The sequence below is a fragment of the Burkholderia sp. Cy-637 genome (assembly GCF_011753175.1).
GTDB lineage: Bacteria > Pseudomonadota > Gammaproteobacteria > Burkholderiales > Burkholderiaceae > Burkholderia > Burkholderia gladioli.
In genome coordinates this window covers 1-17,863 of sequence record NZ_VWWC01000143.1, presented here as the reverse complement: position 1 = coordinate 17,863, position 17,863 = coordinate 1, and the positions used below count along the sequence as shown (strand labels likewise).

At 69.0% G+C, this 17,863-nt stretch carries 13 protein-coding genes and 2 pseudogenes; 13 read left to right on the top strand and 2 right to left on the bottom strand.

The window, feature by feature from the left end:
• Nucleotides 1-849 (top strand): FAD-dependent oxidoreductase (locus F3J10_RS27355; RefSeq protein ID WP_167243422.1); only part of this gene is annotated, 849 nt, incomplete at its 5' end.
• A gap of 108 nt (nucleotides 850-957) precedes the next feature.
• Nucleotides 958-1,377, top strand: a complete 420-nt coding sequence (locus F3J10_RS27350) for an HIT family protein (RefSeq protein ID WP_013690989.1) — start codon at nucleotides 958-960, stop codon at nucleotides 1,375-1,377.
• 86 nt (nucleotides 1,378-1,463) lie between these two features.
• Here the strand turns inward: F3J10_RS27350 and F3J10_RS27345 are convergent, their stop codons facing one another.
• Nucleotides 1,464-3,101 carry a phospholipase D family protein gene (locus F3J10_RS27345; protein ID WP_029951049.1) on the bottom strand — a complete coding sequence of 546 codons (1,638 nt, stop codon included), beginning with the start codon at nucleotides 3,099-3,101 and terminating at the stop codon, nucleotides 1,464-1,466.
• A gap of 247 nt (nucleotides 3,102-3,348) precedes the next feature.
• On the opposite strand from F3J10_RS27345, the gene F3J10_RS27340 reads away from it, so the two are divergent.
• Complete coding sequence (locus F3J10_RS27340; RefSeq protein ID WP_166915589.1) at nucleotides 3,349-3,930, top strand: GNAT family N-acetyltransferase; 582 nt, start codon at nucleotides 3,349-3,351, stop codon at nucleotides 3,928-3,930.
• Nucleotides 3,906-5,195: a DUF445 domain-containing protein gene (locus tag F3J10_RS27335; protein WP_025100423.1), complete on the top strand. Its 1,290-nt coding sequence runs from the start codon at nucleotides 3,906-3,908 to the stop codon at nucleotides 5,193-5,195. The genes F3J10_RS27340 and F3J10_RS27335 overlap by 25 nt, the downstream gene beginning before the upstream one ends.
• 96 nt (nucleotides 5,196-5,291) lie before the next feature.
• Here the strand turns inward: F3J10_RS27335 and F3J10_RS27330 are convergent, their stop codons facing one another.
• Nucleotides 5,292-6,701 (bottom strand): NAD(P)/FAD-dependent oxidoreductase, encoded by a 1,410-nt coding sequence (locus F3J10_RS27330; RefSeq protein WP_167243421.1) that lies wholly within the window; start codon nucleotides 6,699-6,701, stop codon nucleotides 5,292-5,294.
• Between the two features lie 609 nt (nucleotides 6,702-7,310).
• On the opposite strand from F3J10_RS27330, the gene F3J10_RS27325 reads away from it, so the two are divergent.
• The 9 genes and pseudogenes from F3J10_RS27325 to F3J10_RS27285 all read left to right on the top strand — a co-directional run.
• Entirely contained in the window at nucleotides 7,311-8,894 is a 1,584-nt protein-coding gene (locus F3J10_RS27325; RefSeq protein WP_166915593.1) for a Na+/H+ antiporter, read from the top strand.
• 106 nt (nucleotides 8,895-9,000) lie between these two features.
• Nucleotides 9,001-9,420 (top strand): hypothetical protein, encoded by a 420-nt coding sequence (locus tag F3J10_RS27320; RefSeq protein ID WP_166915594.1) that lies wholly within the window; start codon nucleotides 9,001-9,003, stop codon nucleotides 9,418-9,420.
• 267 nt (nucleotides 9,421-9,687) lie between these two features.
• On the top strand, nucleotides 9,688-11,328 hold the full coding sequence (locus F3J10_RS27315) for an acetolactate synthase large subunit (RefSeq protein WP_025100427.1): 1,641 nt from the start codon (nucleotides 9,688-9,690) through the stop codon (nucleotides 11,326-11,328).
• A 74-nt stretch (nucleotides 11,329-11,402) separates the two neighbouring features.
• On the top strand, nucleotides 11,403-12,839 hold the full coding sequence (locus F3J10_RS27310) for an aldehyde dehydrogenase family protein (RefSeq protein ID WP_025100428.1): 1,437 nt from the start codon (nucleotides 11,403-11,405) through the stop codon (nucleotides 12,837-12,839).
• A 348-nt stretch (nucleotides 12,840-13,187) separates the two neighbouring features.
• A complete protein-coding gene (locus F3J10_RS27305) occupies nucleotides 13,188-14,285 on the top strand; it encodes a hybrid sensor histidine kinase/response regulator (protein WP_166915596.1) in 1,098 nt (365 codons plus the stop codon).
• Nucleotides 14,286-14,565: 280 nt separating this feature from the next.
• The gene (locus F3J10_RS27300; protein WP_025100430.1) at nucleotides 14,566-16,242 is read left to right on the top strand and encodes a methyl-accepting chemotaxis protein; all 1,677 of its coding nucleotides are present in this window, start codon (nucleotides 14,566-14,568) and stop codon (nucleotides 16,240-16,242) included.
• A 20-nt stretch (nucleotides 16,243-16,262) separates the two neighbouring features.
• The gene (locus F3J10_RS27295; RefSeq protein WP_167243424.1) at nucleotides 16,263-16,817 is read left to right on the top strand and encodes a chemotaxis protein CheW; all 555 of its coding nucleotides are present in this window, start codon (nucleotides 16,263-16,265) and stop codon (nucleotides 16,815-16,817) included.
• Nucleotides 16,814-17,692, top strand: a pseudogene (locus F3J10_RS27290) (protein-glutamate O-methyltransferase CheR); the annotation flags it as partial. The gene F3J10_RS27295 and the pseudogene F3J10_RS27290, both read left to right, overlap by 4 nt.
• Nucleotides 17,693-17,757: 65 nt before the next feature.
• Nucleotides 17,758-17,863 (top strand): annotated as a pseudogene (locus F3J10_RS27285) (CheR family methyltransferase); the annotation flags it as partial.

Sequence of the window (17,863 nt, the reverse complement as noted above, 5' to 3'; positions counted from 1 at the left end):
TACGTGCGCACGCTGGCCGATACGCGCGCGCTGCGCGATGCCTTGCGGCCGGGCCTGCGCGTGGCCGTGCTCGGCGGCGGCTTCATCGGCCTGGAGGTGGCGGCCAGCGCGGTGCGGCTCGGCTGCCGGGTCAGCGTGATCGATCCGGCCGCGCGCCTGCTCGGCCGCGCGATGCCGCCCGAGGTGGGCGAGCATGCGCTGGCCCTGCATCGGCGGCATGGCGTCGAGGTGCGGCTCGGCGTGCTGCCCGAGCGCGTGCGGCGCGATCCCCGCGATTCCGGCGGCGCGCTGCTGGTGGAAACCAGCGAAGGCGAGGTGCCGGCCGACGTGGTGGTGGTCGGGATCGGCGTGGTGCCCAACGTCGAACTCGCGCAGGCGGCGGGCTTGGAGGTGGCGGACGGGATCCGCGTCGACGCCGGCTGCCGCACGCTCGATCCGGCGATCTTCGCGGCCGGCGAGGTCACCTCGCATTTCCATCCGCTGGCGGGGCGCCACGTGCGCACCGAATCCTGGCAGATCGCCGAGCGCCAGCCGGCCGTGGCGGCGGCCAACCTGCTCGGCGGCGAGGACGCTTACGCGGAGCTGCCCTGGCTCTGGTCGGATCAGTACGACAGCAACCTGCAGACGCTCGGCTGGTTCGAGCCGGGGCAGCGGCGCGTGCTGCGCGGCGAGCCGGGCAGCGGGCCGTTCGCGGTGTTCGGGCTGGACGGGGAAGGGCGGCTCGCGGCGGCGGCGGTGATCGACGCGGGGCGCGAGATGGCGGTGTGCCGCCGGCTGGCGGCCGCGCGCGTGCCGCTCGACGCGGCGCGGCTGGCCGATCCGGCGGTGGCGCTGCGCAGCCTGCTGTAAGGGCGCGGAGCACAGTTGAAGCACAGTTGGGGCCACGCTTGCGCGTTCGCGCGCGAGCGTCGAGAATCGTCGTTCCCGTTCACCCCAACCCCGACGACGACCGAGATCATGGCTTACGACGACAAGAACATCTTCGCGAAAATCCTGCGCGGCGAGCTGCCCTGCACGCGTGTGTACGAGAGCGACAGCACCATCGCGTTCATGGACATCATGCCCCAGTCGCCGGGCCACACCCTGGTGGTGCCGAAGGAAGCGGCCGAGATGCTCTACGAGCTGTCCGACGAGGCCGCTGCCGAATGCATCCGCGTCACCAAGCGCATCGCGCTGGCGATTCGCGAGGCGCTGCGCCCGGACGGCCTGTTCATCGGCCAGTTCAACGGCGCGGCGGCCGGCCAGACCGTGCCGCACGTGCACTTCCACCTGATCCCGCGCTGGGCCACCCAGCCGCTCGGCGCGCATTCGCGCGACGTGGCCGATCCGAAGGAGCTCGAGGCGATGGCCGAGCGGATCCGCGCGGCGCTGAAGTAGGCACGTTCCCCTCGGGTAAGCGCAGCCGATGAGCGCGTGTCTGTTGGGCACGCGCCCGGCCTGTCACGTCGCCGTCACGAAGCGCCTCAGAGTTGACCGTCGACGGGCAGCATGCGGAACAGGCCGGTCAGCGCATTGCGCACGAAACCCGCGCCCGGATCGACGCTGTAGGTGCGCAGCTGCCCGTGCTCGACATCGGTCCAGAGCAGCGGCGATTGCGCGGCCGGCCCGCCCGCCGCGGACGAGGCCGGCTCGGCCAGCGTCACGCGATAGCTTTCGGTCGGCTGCGTGACGTGGTCGAACAGCCCGGCCACTTCGCCGGCCAGTTGCGGGCTGCGGATCACCAGGGCCAGCTCGGTATTGAGGTAGGCCGAGCGCGGATCGAGATTGAGCGAACCGATCACCAGGGTCGAACGGTCGATCACATAGGCCTTGGCATGCAGGCTCGCGCGCGAGCGCGAGCCGAACAGCCGTAAGCTGGCGGTGGGCGGCTGCTCGGCGCGGAACTCGTAGAGCTCGACGCCGCGCCGCAGCAGCGGCACGCGATAGGGCGCATAACCGGCCTGCACCGCCACCGCGTCGGTGGCCGCCAGCGAATTGGTCAGGATCGCGACGCGCACGCCGCGCGCGGTCAGCGCGCCGAGCGCCTCCACGCCGGCATCGTGCGGCACGAAATACGGCGAGAACACCAGGAACTCGCTGCGCGCCTCCTTGGCGAGGTTGGCGAGCGTCTGCATCGGCGGGCTCTGGTAGGTGCCGCTCGCCATCGTGATCTTCTCGGGCGAATCGGCCTTGAACTCGGCCCGGGCCCACACCAGGCCGAGCTGCTCGCCGGCGATCTGCGCGGCCAGCGGGGTGGCGTTGAGCGGCTTGGCGTCGTAGGGCGTGGCGTTCTCGCGCCAGTGCTCGCGCAGCGCGTCGCGCGCCTGGTCCAGGTCCTGCGGCGAGAAGCGCTGGTGGTTGAGCGCGCGCAGCGGATAGGCGCTCGCGCTGGCCCAGTAGGCATCGAAGCTCGACGAGATGTCGGCCGTCACCGGGCCCGCCGCCAGCACGTCGAGATCGCGGAACTGCAGGGTCGGGCTGGCGCTGAAATACTCGTCGCCGAGATTGCGGCCGCCCACGATCGCGAGCTGGTTGTCGGCGATCATCGCCTTGTTGTGCATGCGCCGCGTGAAGCGGTCGATCTTGGTGACGAGATCGGCGGTGCGCGCGAACATGCCGCGCTGGGTCGCGCCGAACGGGTTGAACACGCGGATCTCGATGTTCGGGTGCGCGTTCAGCGAGGCCATGATCTGGCCGATGTCCTTGAAGTTCAGGTCGTCCACCAGCATCCGCACGCGCACCCCGCGATCGGCCGCGTAGAGCGCGGCGGCCAGCAGCAGCTTGCCGGTGGTGTCCTCGGTGGCGATGTAGTACTGCATGTCCAGCGTCCGGGTGGCCGCGCGGGCCAGCGCGATGCGCATCTGCAGCGCGTCGGTGCCGACCGACAGCACGCGGAAGCCCGACTCGCCCGGATGCGCGCGCTCGGGCGCGGCCAGCGCGTCGCGTAGCGGGGTGGGCGTGTCCTGCGGCAGCGCGTGCGTGACCGGGCGTGGCAGCGAGGTGGCGGGCGGGTGGGTCGCGCAGCCGCTCAGGACCAGGGCAAGCGCGGCCAGGCCGGCGACGGCGAGGCGTCGAGCCGCGCGCGCCGGATGGCGGGCACGGGATTCGCGTCGAGCGGAAATGGCCGGCACGCTGCGGACTCCTTCGAAACGGGACGAGGGGCGCCGGCGGGCGGGGGCGCCGGGCCTGGAATGTGCGGATCGATTCTACGGGGGCGCTTGCGATGCGGCAACCGGCCGGCGCGGGAGGCGGCGCCGGCGGCCGATGCCGCCGATGCCGCCGATGTTGCCGGAGCCGCCGAAACCACCAGAACCGCCCGCCAATCGCCGGTGTACCATCGGACGATTCCTCATCCGCCCTGATCGACGCATGTCCTTGCCGTCTGCTCCCGAGCTTCCCGCCGCCTTCGAAATCGTCCGTCTCGGCCCGTCGCGGGCGGAGGATTACCGGACCATCCGGCTCGCCGCCCTGCAAGCCGATCCCGGCGCGTTCGGCTCGACCTACGAGCTCGAGGCCGCGCGTGGCCTCGACCACTTCGTGGAGCGCCTGGCGGGCACCGCCGTGTTCGGCGCCTATCGCGACGGCGAGATCGTCGGCATGGCCGGCCTGCGGCGCGAGCCCGGCCCGCGCGAGCGCCACAAGGGCGTGCTGTGGGGCGTGTTCGTCGAGGCGCGCGTGCGCGGCCTCGGCGTCGGCCGCGCGCTGCTCGACGCGGTGCTCGCCGAGGCGGCCGAGGAACTCGCGCAACTCACCCTGGCGGTTGCCGGCGCCGACCCGCGCGTGCGCGACTGGTACGTCCGCGCGGGCTTCGAGGTCTACGGCGTCGAGCCGCGCGCGCTGAGCGTGCCGGGCGGTTTCGTCGACACCGTGCTGATGGTCCGCTTCCTCACCTCCGCCGATTCGCCCGGCGATACCGATACGCGACGATGCGCGACAAGTCAGCCGAACTGAAGGCCAGCAAGCGCCGCGCGCTGGCGCTGCTGCTCGCCGTCACGGCGGTGTTCGCGCTCACCCTGGCGGTGCCCGGCGGGCCGTGGATCGACGGCGTGAAGGCGGTGGCCGAGGCCGCCATGGTGGGCGCGCTGGCCGACTGGTTCGCGGTCGCCGCGCTGTTCCGGCGCGTGCCGATCCCGATCGTGTCGCGCCATACCGAGATCGTGCCGCGCAACAAGGCGCGCATTGCCGACAATCTCGCGCAGTTCGTGCGCGAGCGCTTCCTCGATCCGGCCTCGATCGTCGCGCTGATCCAGCGCCACGACCCGGCCGCGCGTCTCGCCCAATGGCTGGTGGAGCCCGCCAATACCCGGGTGCTCGGCGGCTACGCGACGCGGCTGATCGGCTTCGCGCTGGAGATGACCGACGACGCGCGGATCCAGCGCTTCGTCAAGGACGCGCTGCACGCCGCCTTCGACAAGGTGGACCTGTCGCGTTCGGCCGGCGCGATCCTCGACACGCTCACGCGCGACGGCCGCCACCAGCAACTGCTCGACGACGGCATCGCCCAGCTGGTCGCGCTGCTGCGCGAGCCCGAGCAGCGCGGCGCGATCGCCTCCTACATCGTCGACTGGCTCAAGGGCGAATATCCGAAGATGGAGCGCGTGATGCCGACCGCCTGGCTCGGCGAGCACGGCGCCGAGCTGATCGCCAACGCGGTGACGCGCGTGCTGATCCAGATCGGCGAGGATCCGGAGCACCGGCTGCGGCGCAGCTTCGACGCCACGGCCGCGCGCCTGGTCGAGCGGCTCAAGGCCGATCCCGCGTTCATCGAGAAGGGCGAGGAACTCAAGCGCTACCTGCGCGACGGCGAGGCCTTCAACGGCTACGTGGCCGAGCTCTGGAGCCAGTTGCGCGACTGGCTCAAGGCCGATCTGGCGCGCGAGGATTCGCTGCTGCACCGGCAGGCCGCCGCGCTGGGCGGCTGGCTCGGCGAGCGGCTGGCGGCCAGCCCGGCGCTGCGCGAATCGATGAACGAGCACGTCGAGAAGGCGGCCGCCGAGATGGCGCCCGAGTTCGCGGCCTTCCTCACGCGGCATATCAGCGACACGGTGCGCAACTGGGACAGCGAGGAGATGTCGCGGCAGGTCGAGCTCAATATCGGCAAGGACCTGCAGAGCATCCGCATCAACGGCACGGTGGTGGGCGGCCTGATCGGGCTGGTGCTGTACCTGGTGAGCTATGCGGCGCGCTGGGCCGGCGCCGGGCTGCCGTTGCACTGACGTGTCGGCATCCCGGCTCGCCGGGTACCGAAGCGGCAACGCGGGAACCGTGGGTCCCGTTGCGTTGGCCGCTCCCGCTGCACCGGGAAACTGGCCTCAGCCCAGCGCGCCGAGGATCCGAGGCAGCAGCGCGTCCGTGAACTGCCAGATCAGCGAAGAGTCGTTGGTCTGGAAGGCCGCGCTGTTGTAGTAGGTGTTTCGGTATCCCTGCAGCGCGTTCATCCTGGTGTAGAACCCGGCCGCGATCTCCGGTGCGGAAACGCCGAGCTGGAACGGCGTATGGTTGCTCAAGACCTCGAACCCGTCGAAATGAACCGGGTACGTGCCGGCCTGGGCCAGCGATTCGACCTGGAGTCGGATCTGTGTCTTGATGAGGTCCACCGGTTGCGGCGATTCCGCGCCGAACAGGACGAGGTAGAGCCCGGGAAGGGTCGGGATCAGCGTATACAGGCACGGAAGCGGCGGCAGGTTGTAGGGCCTGTCGGGCGCCCGGTTGACGATGGAGATCCCCTGCGGCAGACCGGAAATCCTTGCCAGGCCGACTGCGTAGCACCTCGACTGCAATCTGCCGAACACCGATGCCTCGCGCCGATCGAGATCGACGTCGGCCAGGTTGCCCAGGGTAGGCGGTGCCGACCAGACGAGCTTGCGACAAAGGATGGTCAGGGAGCCTGTCGGCGTGTCCGCCATGACTCGAATGCGCGAGTCGCCGCGTTGGATCAGCCTCAGGCGCGCATTCAGCACGACGCTATTGCCAAGATACCGGGCTGCCTTGTCGTAGAGTTGCGCCGTTCCCCCCTTGATACTCAGGAATCCGTTGCCGAGAATGGCGTCGACCACGCCCCGGCCGAACAGCTTGATGACGTATAGCGTAGGACTTCTGAGCAGATCGCCGGCCCCCTGGTTGTACTGGAAGATGGTCGGGACCAGCGCTTGCAGGCCGTACTTCGTCGCAAAATCGGCGAACGGTTCGAGGAGCTCCGCCGGGACCGGGTCGGGAAGCTGGAATCCGGCATCGATATAGGGGTACGTCGTGGCGAGAATCTGCTGGTAGGTCGCCAGTGCGCGGCCGATATCGGCTTGCGACGGCGGGGTGGCGTTCGAGAGCGGAAGCCCCGTGCGCAGATCGATGCTCAACGCGGCGTTGTTGCCGGCACCGGGTTGATTGACGATGGACTCCACATCGAGTCGTTTGAAGTAGTCGAGCACCACGGGCGTTTGTTCGAAATACAGGACGCCGACATTGATCGGGGTGCCCGTGCCCGGATCGATATGGGTTTCCGCATGACCACCGAGGTGGTCCTTGCGTTCCAGCAGCGTCACGCTCTTGCCGGCGTCGTGCAGGCGGGTGGCGATGTAGGTTCCCGCGGATCCCCCGCCGATCACGCAAACATCACGCTCGATGGCCGGCACGCCCTGGGCCTGCGCGGGACGACTCTCCAGCAGTGACACTAGCGTACTGGCCAATGCCGCGCCGGACATCTTGAGAATATCGCGTCGATGCATGTTGATGCTCCTGGAAAAGACTTTGCGTTGAACGGAAAAATCCTTTGACGGTTCAGCTCGTGCCGGCTCTGTCGCGTATCGACTCGGGATGATGATTTATGCTGGATTTTTCTGGATTTGAATTGAAGTGGGGTGATTCGTTCTTGATGTCAATTGGAGGTTTTGTGCGTTATCGGATGCTGCGAACGAGGCGGTGGGCGCGAGCTGATGTTTGATATTTTCATTATCGTCATCAATTGTTTAATTGCCGAATGCCGGAATGGGGAAAGTCTAGCAAGAGAATGAAGAATATCAAGGGGAATGGATTGGGTTTCGATTTTCGAAAATTTCGCATCTTTATTCAATAATATTTGCGTCATCGAAACCCTTTCGTATTCGGCGATACCCGGCTTTGGCGTCCGGGGTTGATTCCCCGACAATGTTTCCCTCGCATGCACACGCCCGGCCGGCTTGCGTGACAGCCATGTGGCACGCGCCGCCGTGTTCAATCCCGTTTGACATTTCTCCGCTCGACGCCGCGCAAGCCCTCATGGTGTAATCGCGCGACCGTTCGCAATCCTTCGCGACCCTGTCCGCAACCCGTTTCCCCTCCAAGGAGAAGGAGCTTCCATGTCTCCCGTGTCGGCCTTCAAGCTGATCCTCTTGTCGATCGCCGCGATCGTCGTGCTCGAACTGGTCGCCAAACGCCTGAGGCTGCCGCCCGCCGCCGCGCTGCTGGTCGGCGGCGCGGGCATCGCCTTCGTGCCGGGCCTGCCGCCCATCAACCTCGATCCCGACCTGGTGCTGATCGTGTTCCTGCCGCCGCTGCTGGTGGACGGCGCCTATTTCTCGGTGTGGGAGGAGTTCAAGCGCAACCTCGGCGGCATCATGATGCTGGCGATCGGCGCGGTGGTGTTCACCACCCTGGCGGTCGGCCTGGCCGTGCACTGGGCGGTGCCCTCGCTGCCCTGGGCGGCCTGCTTCACGCTCGGCGCGATCGTCTCGCCGCCCGACGCGGTGGCCGCCAAGGCGGTGCTCGAACGGGTCGCGCTGCCGCGCCGGCTGATGGTGCTGCTCGAAGGCGAGAGCCTGCTCAACGACGCGGCCGGCCTGGTGCTGTACCGCTTCGCGGCGGCCGCCGCGCTGACCGGCGCGTTCAGCTTCCAGGGCGCGGTGCTGCGCTTCGCCGAGCTGGGGCTGGGCGGCGTGGCGGTCGGCTTCATCGTCGGCTGGGCGCTGATCCGCTTCATCAAGCTGCTCTCCGACGACTACCTGATCACGATCTCGGCGGTGCTGGGCGGCTGGGTCAGCTATATCGCCGGCGAGACCCTGGAAGTGTCGGGCGTGATCTCGACGGTGACCATGGGCATGATGCTGGGCTGGCACCAGCACGAGATCTTCAGCGCGATGGTGCGGGTGCGCTCCACCGCCTTCTGGAAGATCATGGTGTTCCTGCTCGAGGCCCTGGTGTTCGTGCTGATCGGGCTGTCGCTGCGCGGCGTGCTGGTGCGCCTGGGCGGCTTCGGCGAGGTGTTCGCGAGCATGACGCCGATGCTGCTGGCGGTGCTGGCGGCCGTGATCGGCTCGCGTTTCCTGTGGATCTTCGCGGTCGAGTTCCTGAAGCTGCCGCGCCGCTGGTTCGGCCGCGCCGGCCTGCATGCGGACTGGCGCGCCGCCACCGTGATGAGCTGGGCCGGCATGCGCGGCGTGGTCACGCTGGCGATCGCGCTGTCCCTGCCCGAGGCGATGCCCGGCCGCGACATGATCCTGGTGGCCGCCTTCGCGGTGATCCTGGTCACGGTGCTGCTGCAGGGCACCACCATCGGCCCGCTGATCCGGCTGGTGTCGCCGCACGACGGCCATGTGCCGAACTCGCGGCATCTCACCGAGCCGCGTGCCTGGGCACGCATGAGCCGCGCGCAGCTGGCCGCGATCCAGCCGCTGGTACGCGACGCCGAGGGCAAGGTGATCCACCCGCGCCTGCTCGAGCAGTACGGCTACCGGATGTCGATCGCCGAGCGCTTCGAGCACGAGCCGGCCTTCCCGACCGAGGACGTGCACGCCCATTACGACGTGGTGCTGGCCGCGGTGGCGGCCGGGCGCGCCGAGATGCTGCGCATGCATCGCGCCGGCGAGATCCACGACGAGGTGCTGCACCAGCTCGAGCGCGAGCTGGACCAGCAGGAAGTGACGGCGCGCCTGGCGATGGAATGAGGCGCTGGTCACGCCTGCCCATGAAGCCATCGACACCGGCGCATCGATACGGAGCGCGATCATGAAGCGAAGCATGGCGAGGCCTCGCCTCGGCCCGAGGTCCCTGTTGCCCGCCGTGCTCTTGCTCGGCCTGGCCGCCGGCGCGGCGCAGGCGAGGATCGAGCAGGACGTGCGCTGCTTCCGGAGCAGCGAGGGCGCCGCGCCGATCCGCTTCGAGTTCCGCATGTTCTACGACAGCGACACGAATTGGTCGGGCGGCTACGTGCGCTACAAGGGATCGAAGACGGTGATCCCGATCGTGCTGAAGTCCGAGCACGGCACCGAGCTTGCTCCGGGCCGCCCCGACGAATTCGATCGCACCTGGGTGGAGGTGATCGACGGCCGGCTGGGCGGCGAGTACCGGATGCTCAGCCAGGGCGCGATCGTCGAGTCGATGAGCTACACGAAAACCTCGCCGCGCCGCAGCGTCGGCTTCGTCGACGATCCCGGGAGCTTCACCTCGGACAGCACCGCCTGCCAGTGGTGATGCCCGCTTTCTCCTGACGAATTCCTTTCGTTTCCGCTGGCGCTGCACGGCGCCCGCCATCGCTGCAGCGTCCGGCGCGATCTCCTACAATCAAACCCGTCGTCCGCCGCGGACGCTGGCGCCGAAGTCCGGCACCGGCCGCGCGCGGCATGCTTTTCAATCTGGTCCATCTGCAGGTAACGAGCCGCCCGGGTCGTAGGCCGACCCGGGCGTTTGCCACACCGCCCGCGCCGTAAGCCGGTCGGGCGGTATCCACCGAGAGTCCCCATGAAAGCATCCGATCTGTTCGTCAAGGCGCTGGAAGCCGAAGGCGTCGAATACGTGTTCGGCATTCCCGGCGAGGAAAACCTCGACCTGCTCGAATCGATCCGCCATTCGCGGATCAAGCTGGTGCTCACGCGCCACGAGCAGGCCGCCGGTTTCATGGCCGCCACCTACGGGCGGCTGACCGGCAAGGCGGGCGTGTGCCTGTCCACGCTCGGCCCCGGCGCCACCAACTTCGTCACGGCCGCCGCCTATGCGCAGCTCGGCGGCATGCCGATGCTGATGATCACCGGCCAGAAGCCGATCAAGACCAGCAAGCAGGGACACTTCCAGATCGTCGACGTGGTCGACATGATGCAGCCGCTCACCAAGCTGACGCGCCAGATCGTCTCGATCGGGCATATCCCCTCGGCGGTGCGCGAGGCGTTCCGGCGCGCCGAGGACGAGCGCCCCGGCGCCGCCCACCTCGAGCTGCCCGAGGACATCGCGCACGAGGAGGGCGACGGCAAGCCGATCCCGGCCAGCTATAGCCGCCGCCCGGTGGCCGAGGAGAAGGCCGTGGCGCGGGCGGTGGAGGCGATCCACCAGGCGCGCCATCCGCTGCTGATGATCGGCGCGGGCGGCAACCGCAAGACCAGCGCGCGCATGCTGCGCGAGTTCGTCGACGCCACCGGCATCCCGTTCTTCACCACCCAGATGGGCAAGGGCGTGATCGACGAGACGCATCCGCTGTGGCTCGGCAACGCCACGCTCTCGGACGGCGACTTCGTGCACCGCGCGATCGACCATGCCGACTGCATCATCAACGTCGGCCACGACGTGATCGAGAAGCCGCCGTTCTTCATGCGCAGCAACGACAAGACCGTGATCCACGTGAACTTCCTGGGCGCCCAGGTCGATCCGGTCTACTTCCCGCAGATCGAGGTGGTGGGCGACATCGCCAACGCGGTCTGGCAGATGAAGGAGGCGCTGGCGCCGAAGCAGAGCTGGGACTTCTCGCGCTTCATGCTAATCAAGGAGCGCTTCGACGAGCACCTGAAGAAGGGCGAGGACGATCCGCGCTTCCCGCTGCACCCGGTGCGCGTGGTGCACGACCTGTCGCGCGCGCTGCCGGAGGACGGCATCGCCTGTCTCGACAACGGCATGTACAAGATCTGGTTCGCGCGCTACTGGCGCGCCCACGAGCCGAACTCGCTGCTGCTCGACAACGCGCTGGCCTCGATGGGCGCGGGCCTGCCCTCGGCGATTGCCACCAAGATCGTGCATCCGCAGAAGAAGGTGGTGGCGATCTGCGGCGACGGCGGCTTCATGATGAATTCGCAGGAACTCGAGACCGCCGTGCGCCTGAAGCTCGACCTGGTGGTGGTGCTGCTGCGCGACGATGCCTTCGGCATGATCCGCTGGAAGCAGGAGAACATGAACTTCCCCGACTACGCGATGACGCTCGACAACCCCGACTTCGTCGCCTACGCGAAGAGCTATGGCGCGCAGGGCCATCGCGCCGAATCGGCCGACGCGCTCGGGCCGCTGCTCGAACACTGCTTCGCCACGCCGGGCGTGCACCTGGTCGACGTGCCGATCGATTACTCGGACAACGAACGGATCCTGAACCGCGAGATCCCGCGCCTGTCCGCGCAGCTCTGAGTGTTTCCCCCTCGCGGTGCCGCGCCTCGCGCGCGGCGCCGCCGATTCCCGCATCCCCCGACCGGAGGCAAGCCATGCTGAAGGAAAGCTACCCGTACTACCTCGCCAACCAGGCCGTGCAGGCCAACACCGATCTCGAAGTCACCGACAAGTACAGCGGCAAGGTCGCCACGCGCGTCGCGCTGGCCGACGCGAAGGCGATCGACGCGGCCATCGCGGCCGCCGTCGAGGCCGAGAAGCCGTTCGCCGCCTGGCCGTCGTTCCGCCGCCAGGCCGTGCTCGATCACTGCGTGACGCGCTTTCGCGAGCGCTTCGACGAGCTGGCCGACGCGCTGTGCATCGAGGCCGGCAAGCCGATCAACGATTCGAAGGGCGAGGTCACGCGCCTGATCGACACCTTCCGGGTGGCCGCCGAGGAATCGGTGCGCATCCGCGGCGAGCTGGTCGACCTGGAGATCTCCAAGCGAGCCCAGGGTTATTCGGGTTACGTGAAGCGCGTGCCGATCGGCGCCTGCTCGTTCATCTCGCCGTTCAACTTCCCGCTGAACCTGGCCGCCCACAAGGTCGCGCCGGCCATCGCGGCGGGCTGCCCGTTCGTGCTCAAGCCGGCCAGCCGCACGCCGATCGGCGCGCTGATCATCGGCGAGGTGCTGGCCGAGACCGACCTGCCCAAGGGCGCCTTCTCGATCCTGCCCGCGCATCGCGACGGCGCCGACCTGTTCACCACCGACGCGCGCTTCAAGCTGCTCTCCTTCACCGGCTCGCCGGCGGTGGGCTGGGACCTCAAGCAGAAGGCCGGCAAGAAGAAGGTGGTGCTCGAACTGGGCGGCAACGCGGCCGCGATCGTCGACGCCGACCAGCGCGAGCGGCTCGACTACGTGGTCGAGCGGCTGGTGTTCGGCGCCTTCTATCAATCGGGGCAGAGCTGCATCGGGGTGCAGCGGATCCTGGTGCACGCAAGCCTTTACGAGGCGCTGCGCGAGAAGCTGGTCGCCAAGACCCGCGCGCTGAAGATGGGAGACCCGAAGGATCCGCAAACCTTCGTCGGCCCGATGATCTCCGAATCGGAATCGCGCCGCCTGGCCGGCTGGATGGAGGCGGCGGTGCAGGCCGGCGCGAAGATCGTGGCCGGCGGCAAGGTGGACGGTGCGATGTTCGAGGCCACCCTGCTGGAGCATGTCGGCCGCGATCAGGACCTCTATCGCAAGGAAGCCTTCGGGCCGGTCGCGCTGCTCGAACCCTTCGAGCGCTTCGAGGATGCGCTGGCGCGCGTCAACGACAGCGATTTCGGCCTGCAGGCCGGCGTGTTCACCGATTCGCTGTCGCATGCGCATCGCGCCTGGGACGAGCTCGAGGTGGGCGGGGTGGTGATCAACGACGTGCCCTCGTTCCGCGTCGACAACATGCCCTATGGCGGCGTCAAGGATTCGGGGCTCGGTCGCGAGGGCATCCGCTATGCGATCGAGGACATGACCGAGCCGCGCCTGATGGTGGTCCGCCAACCCGGCTGAACGCCTTTGCCGAGGCGGCTCGCGGCGAATCCGGCCGCGTCGTGGCGCAAGCCCGGCGCGGCCGGTTTTTTTCGCCCGCGGCGGTTGCCCCGGCGGCTTGCTCAGGATGTCGTCTGCGATTGCGTCGCAAACGAGCATGGCGCATGCCCAGTGCGTCGGATTCCCCAGCGTGAAATATAAAAATCGTTTAGAATCATTAAGTTATATTTCTCTAAAAGAAGCAATGCCGCCGAAAACCGGGAATTCACAACCGGAAGTGCGCCAGAGAGGGCGCAGGCGGAGCCGCCCCCGCATGGACCCAGCCGCTGTCCATCCCTGGCGGCGGGCGACGGCACACGCGACGACTCCATGAACGGAACAACCAATACGGACTACGCGCCGGATTCGCATGAATCCGGCATTTCGGTGCTGCTCGTCGACGACCAGGCGTTCGTCGGCGAGGTGGTGCGTCGTCTGCTCGCCGCCGAATCCGACATCGCGCTGCATGTCTGCACGGACGCGCACGCCGCGCTGGAGATCGCGCGCGAGGTGCGCCCGAGCGTGATCCTGCAGGATCTGGTGATGCCGGACATCGACGGGCTCGAGATGGTGCGCGCCTGGCGCGCGGAGGCCTTCACGGCCTTGGTGCCGATCATCGTACTCTCGGTCAACGACGATCCGCTGGCCAAACGCGAAGCCTTCGTCGCCGGTGCGAACGATTACCTGGTCAAGCTGCCGGACCCGATCGAGATGATCGCGCGGATCCGCTACCACTCGAATTCCTATCGCACGCTGCGCCAGCGCGACGAGGTGCTCGACTTCCTCTCGCACGACATGCGCGCGCCGCAGAGCTCGATCCTCTCGCTGCTCGACACCTACCGCGCCACCCACGGCGAGATGCCCCTGCTGCTCGAACGCATCGAGCTGCATGCGCGCCGCGCGCTGGCGCTGGCCGACGGCTTCATCCAGCTGACCCGCGCGCAATCGGAGAAGCAGCCGACCGAGCTGGTCAGCCTCAACGAGGTGCTGCTCGACGCGGCCGACCAGCTCTGGGAGAAGGCCGGCAACATGGGCAGCCGGATCAGCGTGGGGGTGCCCGAGCTGGAGTGCCTCTGCATCGGCGACCGGATGATGCTCACGCGCGCGGTCGCCAACCTGATCGACAACGCGCTCAAGTACGGGCCGGCCGGCGCCGAGGTGCGCTGCCTGATCGCCGACGACGGCGAGGACTGGCTGGTCGGTGTCGAGGACGAAGGGCAGGGCATCGCGCCCGAGCTGCGCGCCAGCGCCACCGAATCCTTCGTGCGCCTGACCCACGGGCCCGGCACCCAGCGCGGCGGCTTCGGGCTCGGCCTGGCCTTCGTGCGGGCCGCCGCCGGCAAGCATCGCGGCGAGATCCTGATGCGCTACACCGCGCGCGGCTTCATGACCGGTCTCGCGCTGCCCAAGGCCTCGCCGCGCGCCTGAGCGGGCGCGCCCGCTCAGGCGCGAGCGGTTCCCGGCCGCCTCTCCCGCGCCTTTTCCTCCCGCCTCGAACCTGCCGCGCATCCTTCCGTCCCTGTTTCGAGGGACCGCCGCCGGCGCGAGCCGCGCGCCACCGCTGCGCGCCCGCCACGCCGGGCCCGCCCGGGCTGTCTAGGCGGCCGTAAAGACAGTACACTCGTGCTGGCTCGCGCCCCGCCGGGCGCCATGCCGTCCGTGCCGCGACGGCTCCCGAACGCATCCGCTGACTACCCACATCGAAAACATGGCCAACGTGTCGCCTCGCGCAAGCATCGAGCATCCTTCCAAGTCCGCCGGCGCGCGGATCACGCTCGGCAACCGGATCCTGCTCAGCTTCGGCGCGCTGTTCGTGCTGATGCTGGTGATGGCCGGCTTCTCCTACACCAAGCTGCGCCTGATCGACGAGGAAACCAACAGCATCCAGCGCGATTCGCTGCCTGGCGTGTACCTGGCCACCTCGCTGCGCGCCTCGGCCAACGAGTCCTACACGGCGATGCAACGCGCCATCTTCGTGGATGCCGACGCGGCCGCCTCGGCCGCCGACCTCGACAAGATCCCCGGCATGCTCGATGCATTCGAGAAGCTTTCCACCACCTACCAGAAATCGACCTTCCGCGAGGACGATCGCCAGCGTTTCGCGACCTTCCGCGGCGTCTACGAGCGCTACCTGCCGCTGCTGGCCGATGCCGTGCAGAAGGCACGCAGCGGTTCGCACGCCGACGCGGTGAGCGCCTACGCGCGCTGCACGCCGGTGTGGGAGGACGTGATCCGCAATGCCAACATCCTGGTTACCGAGAATCGCAGCTTCGCCGATCAGTCGGCGCAGTCGATCCGCGAATCGGTGTCGAGCACCCAGATCACGCTGGCCACGGTGGTGGCCGTCGAGCTGGTGGCCGCGCTGGTGATGGGCTGGCTGCTGTATCGCGCGGTGATGCGGCCGATGGCGGAACTGGTCGGCGTGCACGACGTGATGCGCACCGGCGACCTGACCCAGCGCCTGCAGCTCGGCCGGCGCGACGAGTTCGGCACGCTCGAGACCGGCTTCAACCGCATGGCCGACGAGATCACCTCGCTGGTCGCGCAGGCGCAGCAGTCCTCGCTGCAGGTCACCACCTCGGTGGCCGAGATCGCCGCCACCTCGCGCGAGCAGCAGGCCACCGCCAACGAGACGGCCGCCACCACCACCGAGATCGGCGCCACCTCGCGCGAGATCTTCGCCACCTCGCGCGACCTGCTGCACACCATGAACGAGGTGTCGACGGTGGCCGAGCAGTCGGCCACCCTGGCCGGCATGAGCCAGAACGGCCTGACCCAGATGGGCGAGACCATGCGCAGCGTGATGGACGCGGCCGGCTCGGTCAACGCCAAGCTGGCGATCCTCAACGAGAAGGCGCTCAACATCAACCAGGTGGTGGCCACCATCACCAAGGTCGCCGACCAGACCAACCTGCTGTCGCTGAACGCGGCGATCGAGGCCGAGAAGGCCGGCGAATACGGCCGCGGCTTCGCCGTGGTGGCCACCGAGATCCGCCGCCTGGCCGACCAGACCGCGGTGGCGACCTACGACATCGAGCAGACCGTCAAGGAGATCCAGTCGGCCGTGTCGGCCGGCGTGATGGGCATGGACAAGTTCTCCGAGGAAGTGCGGCGCGGCATGCTCGACGTGCAGCAGGTCGGCACCCAGCTCTCGCAGATCATCACCGAGGTGCAGACCCTCGCGCCGCGCTTCCAGCTCGTCAACGAGGGCATGCAGACCCAGGCCAGCGGCGCCGAGCAGATCACCCAGGCGCTCTCGCAACTGTCCGAGGCGGCCCAGCAGACGGCCGAATCGCTGCGCCAGTCCTCGCAGGCGATCGACGACCTGACCCTGGTCGCCAACGGGCTGCGCACCAGCGTCTCGCGCTTCAAGGTCGAGGCGTGAGCGCCGCGACCCGCCCCACCATGCTGTTCCTGCTGTTCGAACTCGAGGGCGCGCGGTATGCGCTCGATGCCGCCGACATCGCCGAGGTGCTGCCGCTGGCCGCCGCCAAGCCGATCCCGGGCGCGCCCGCCTGGGTGGCCGGGATCGTGATCCATCGCGGCGTGCCGGTGCCGGTGATCGACGTGTCGCGGCTCGCGCTGGGCCGCGCCGCCGCGCCGCTGCGCTCCACGCGGCTGGTGATCGTGCGCGTGCGCCTGCCGCTGCACGGCGATGCCGAGCCGGCCGCGGCCGAGGGCGAGCGCCTGCTGGGGCTGATCGTCGAGCATGCCACGCAGACCGCGCGGCTCGACCCGGCGGCGTTCGACGACGGCGGCATCGATACGCCGCACGCGCGCTGGCTCGGGCCGGTCGCGCACGATGCGCATGGCGTGCTGCAGTGGGTGACGGTGCGTCATCTGCTGGGCGAGGAGGCGCGCGCGCTGCTGTATGCCGCCGCGGCGCGCGAGGCCGCGGATGCGGGCGACGGCCAGGGCGCCGCCGACAGCCTCGACGCCCGGGCCGGAGAACGCCGATGACGAGTGCCAACCTGATGCGCATCCACGACTGGCTGGCGCGCGAGACCGGCATCGATTCCGATTCGCTCGGCGCCGATTTCGTGGCGCGCGCGCTGGCCGAGCGGATCGCCGCGATGCTGGCCGGCGAGGCCGCCGCCGCGTCGCCGGCGGTGATGCAGCGCGCGCGGCAATTGAACGACGAGGATCTCGATGCCCACTGGCGCCTGCTGCTGGCCTCGGCCGACGAGCAGCGCGCCTGGATCGAGCAGTGCGTGGTGCCCGAGACCTGGTTCTTCCGCGAACGCGAGGCCTTCGTCGCATTGGCCGCGCGCGCGCTCGAACGGCTGCGCGCCGAACCTTCGCTGCCGCTGCGCGTGCTGAGCGCGCCATGCTCGACCGGTGAGGAACCCTATTCGGCGGCGATGGCCCTGGTCGACGCCGGCATCGATCCGGCGCGCCTGCAGATCGACGCGCTCGACATCAGCGCACGCGCGATCGCGCAGGCGCAGCGCGCCGAGTACGGCCGCAATTCGTTTCGCGGCCACGCGCTGGAGTTTCGTGCCCGCCATTTCACGCCGACCGCCGACGGCTGGCGGCTCGATGCGCGGATCCGCGATTGCGTGCGTTTTCGCCGCGCCAACCTGCTCGAGCTGGGCGGCCCCGGCCAGGCGGCCGACGAGGGGCGCTACGACTTCATCTTCTGCCGCAACGTGCTGATCTATTTCGACCGCCAGGCCCAGGAGCGCGCGCTGCGCGCGCTCGACGCGCGCCTCGCCGAGGACGGCCTGCTGTTCGTCGGGCCGGCCGAGACCGGCGTGGTGATGCGCCAGGCGATGAGCTCGGCGAAGATTCCGCTGGCCTTCGCGTTCCGCCGCACGCGCGAAGCCGAGGCGCGGGGCGTTGTCGCGGGGCCAGGCGGCGCGGGCTGGGCGGCCCCGGGCAGGCGGCCGACGAGGGGCGCTACGACTTCATCTTCTGCCGCAACGTGCTGATCTATTTCGACCGCCAGGCCCAGGAGCGCGCGCTGCGCGCGCTCGACGCGCGCCTCGCCGAGGACGGCCTGCTGT

Excerpts from the sequence above, each read along its gene's own strand:
- F3J10_RS27315 (WP_025100427.1), top strand. The coding sequence starts at position 9,688 with ATGAAAGCATCCGATCTGTTCGTCAAGGCGCTGGAAGCCGAAGGCGTC.
- F3J10_RS27330 (WP_167243421.1), bottom strand. The coding sequence starts at position 6,701 with ATGCATCGACGCGATATTCTCAAGATGTCCGGCGCGGCATTGGCCAGT.
- F3J10_RS27340 (WP_166915589.1), top strand. The coding sequence starts at position 3,349 with ATGTCCTTGCCGTCTGCTCCCGAGCTTCCCGCCGCCTTCGAAATCGTC.
- F3J10_RS27350 (WP_013690989.1), top strand. The coding sequence starts at position 958 with ATGGCTTACGACGACAAGAACATCTTCGCGAAAATCCTGCGCGGCGAG.
- F3J10_RS27335 (WP_025100423.1), top strand. The coding sequence starts at position 3,906 with ATGCGCGACAAGTCAGCCGAACTGAAGGCCAGCAAGCGCCGCGCGCTG.
- F3J10_RS27300 (WP_025100430.1), top strand. The coding sequence starts at position 14,566 with ATGGCCAACGTGTCGCCTCGCGCAAGCATCGAGCATCCTTCCAAGTCC.
- F3J10_RS27310 (WP_025100428.1), top strand. The coding sequence starts at position 11,403 with ATGCTGAAGGAAAGCTACCCGTACTACCTCGCCAACCAGGCCGTGCAG.
- F3J10_RS27305 (WP_166915596.1), top strand. The coding sequence starts at position 13,188 with ATGAACGGAACAACCAATACGGACTACGCGCCGGATTCGCATGAATCC.
- F3J10_RS27325 (WP_166915593.1), top strand. The coding sequence starts at position 7,311 with ATGTCTCCCGTGTCGGCCTTCAAGCTGATCCTCTTGTCGATCGCCGCG.
- F3J10_RS27295 (WP_167243424.1), top strand. The coding sequence starts at position 16,263 with ATGCTGTTCCTGCTGTTCGAACTCGAGGGCGCGCGGTATGCGCTCGAT.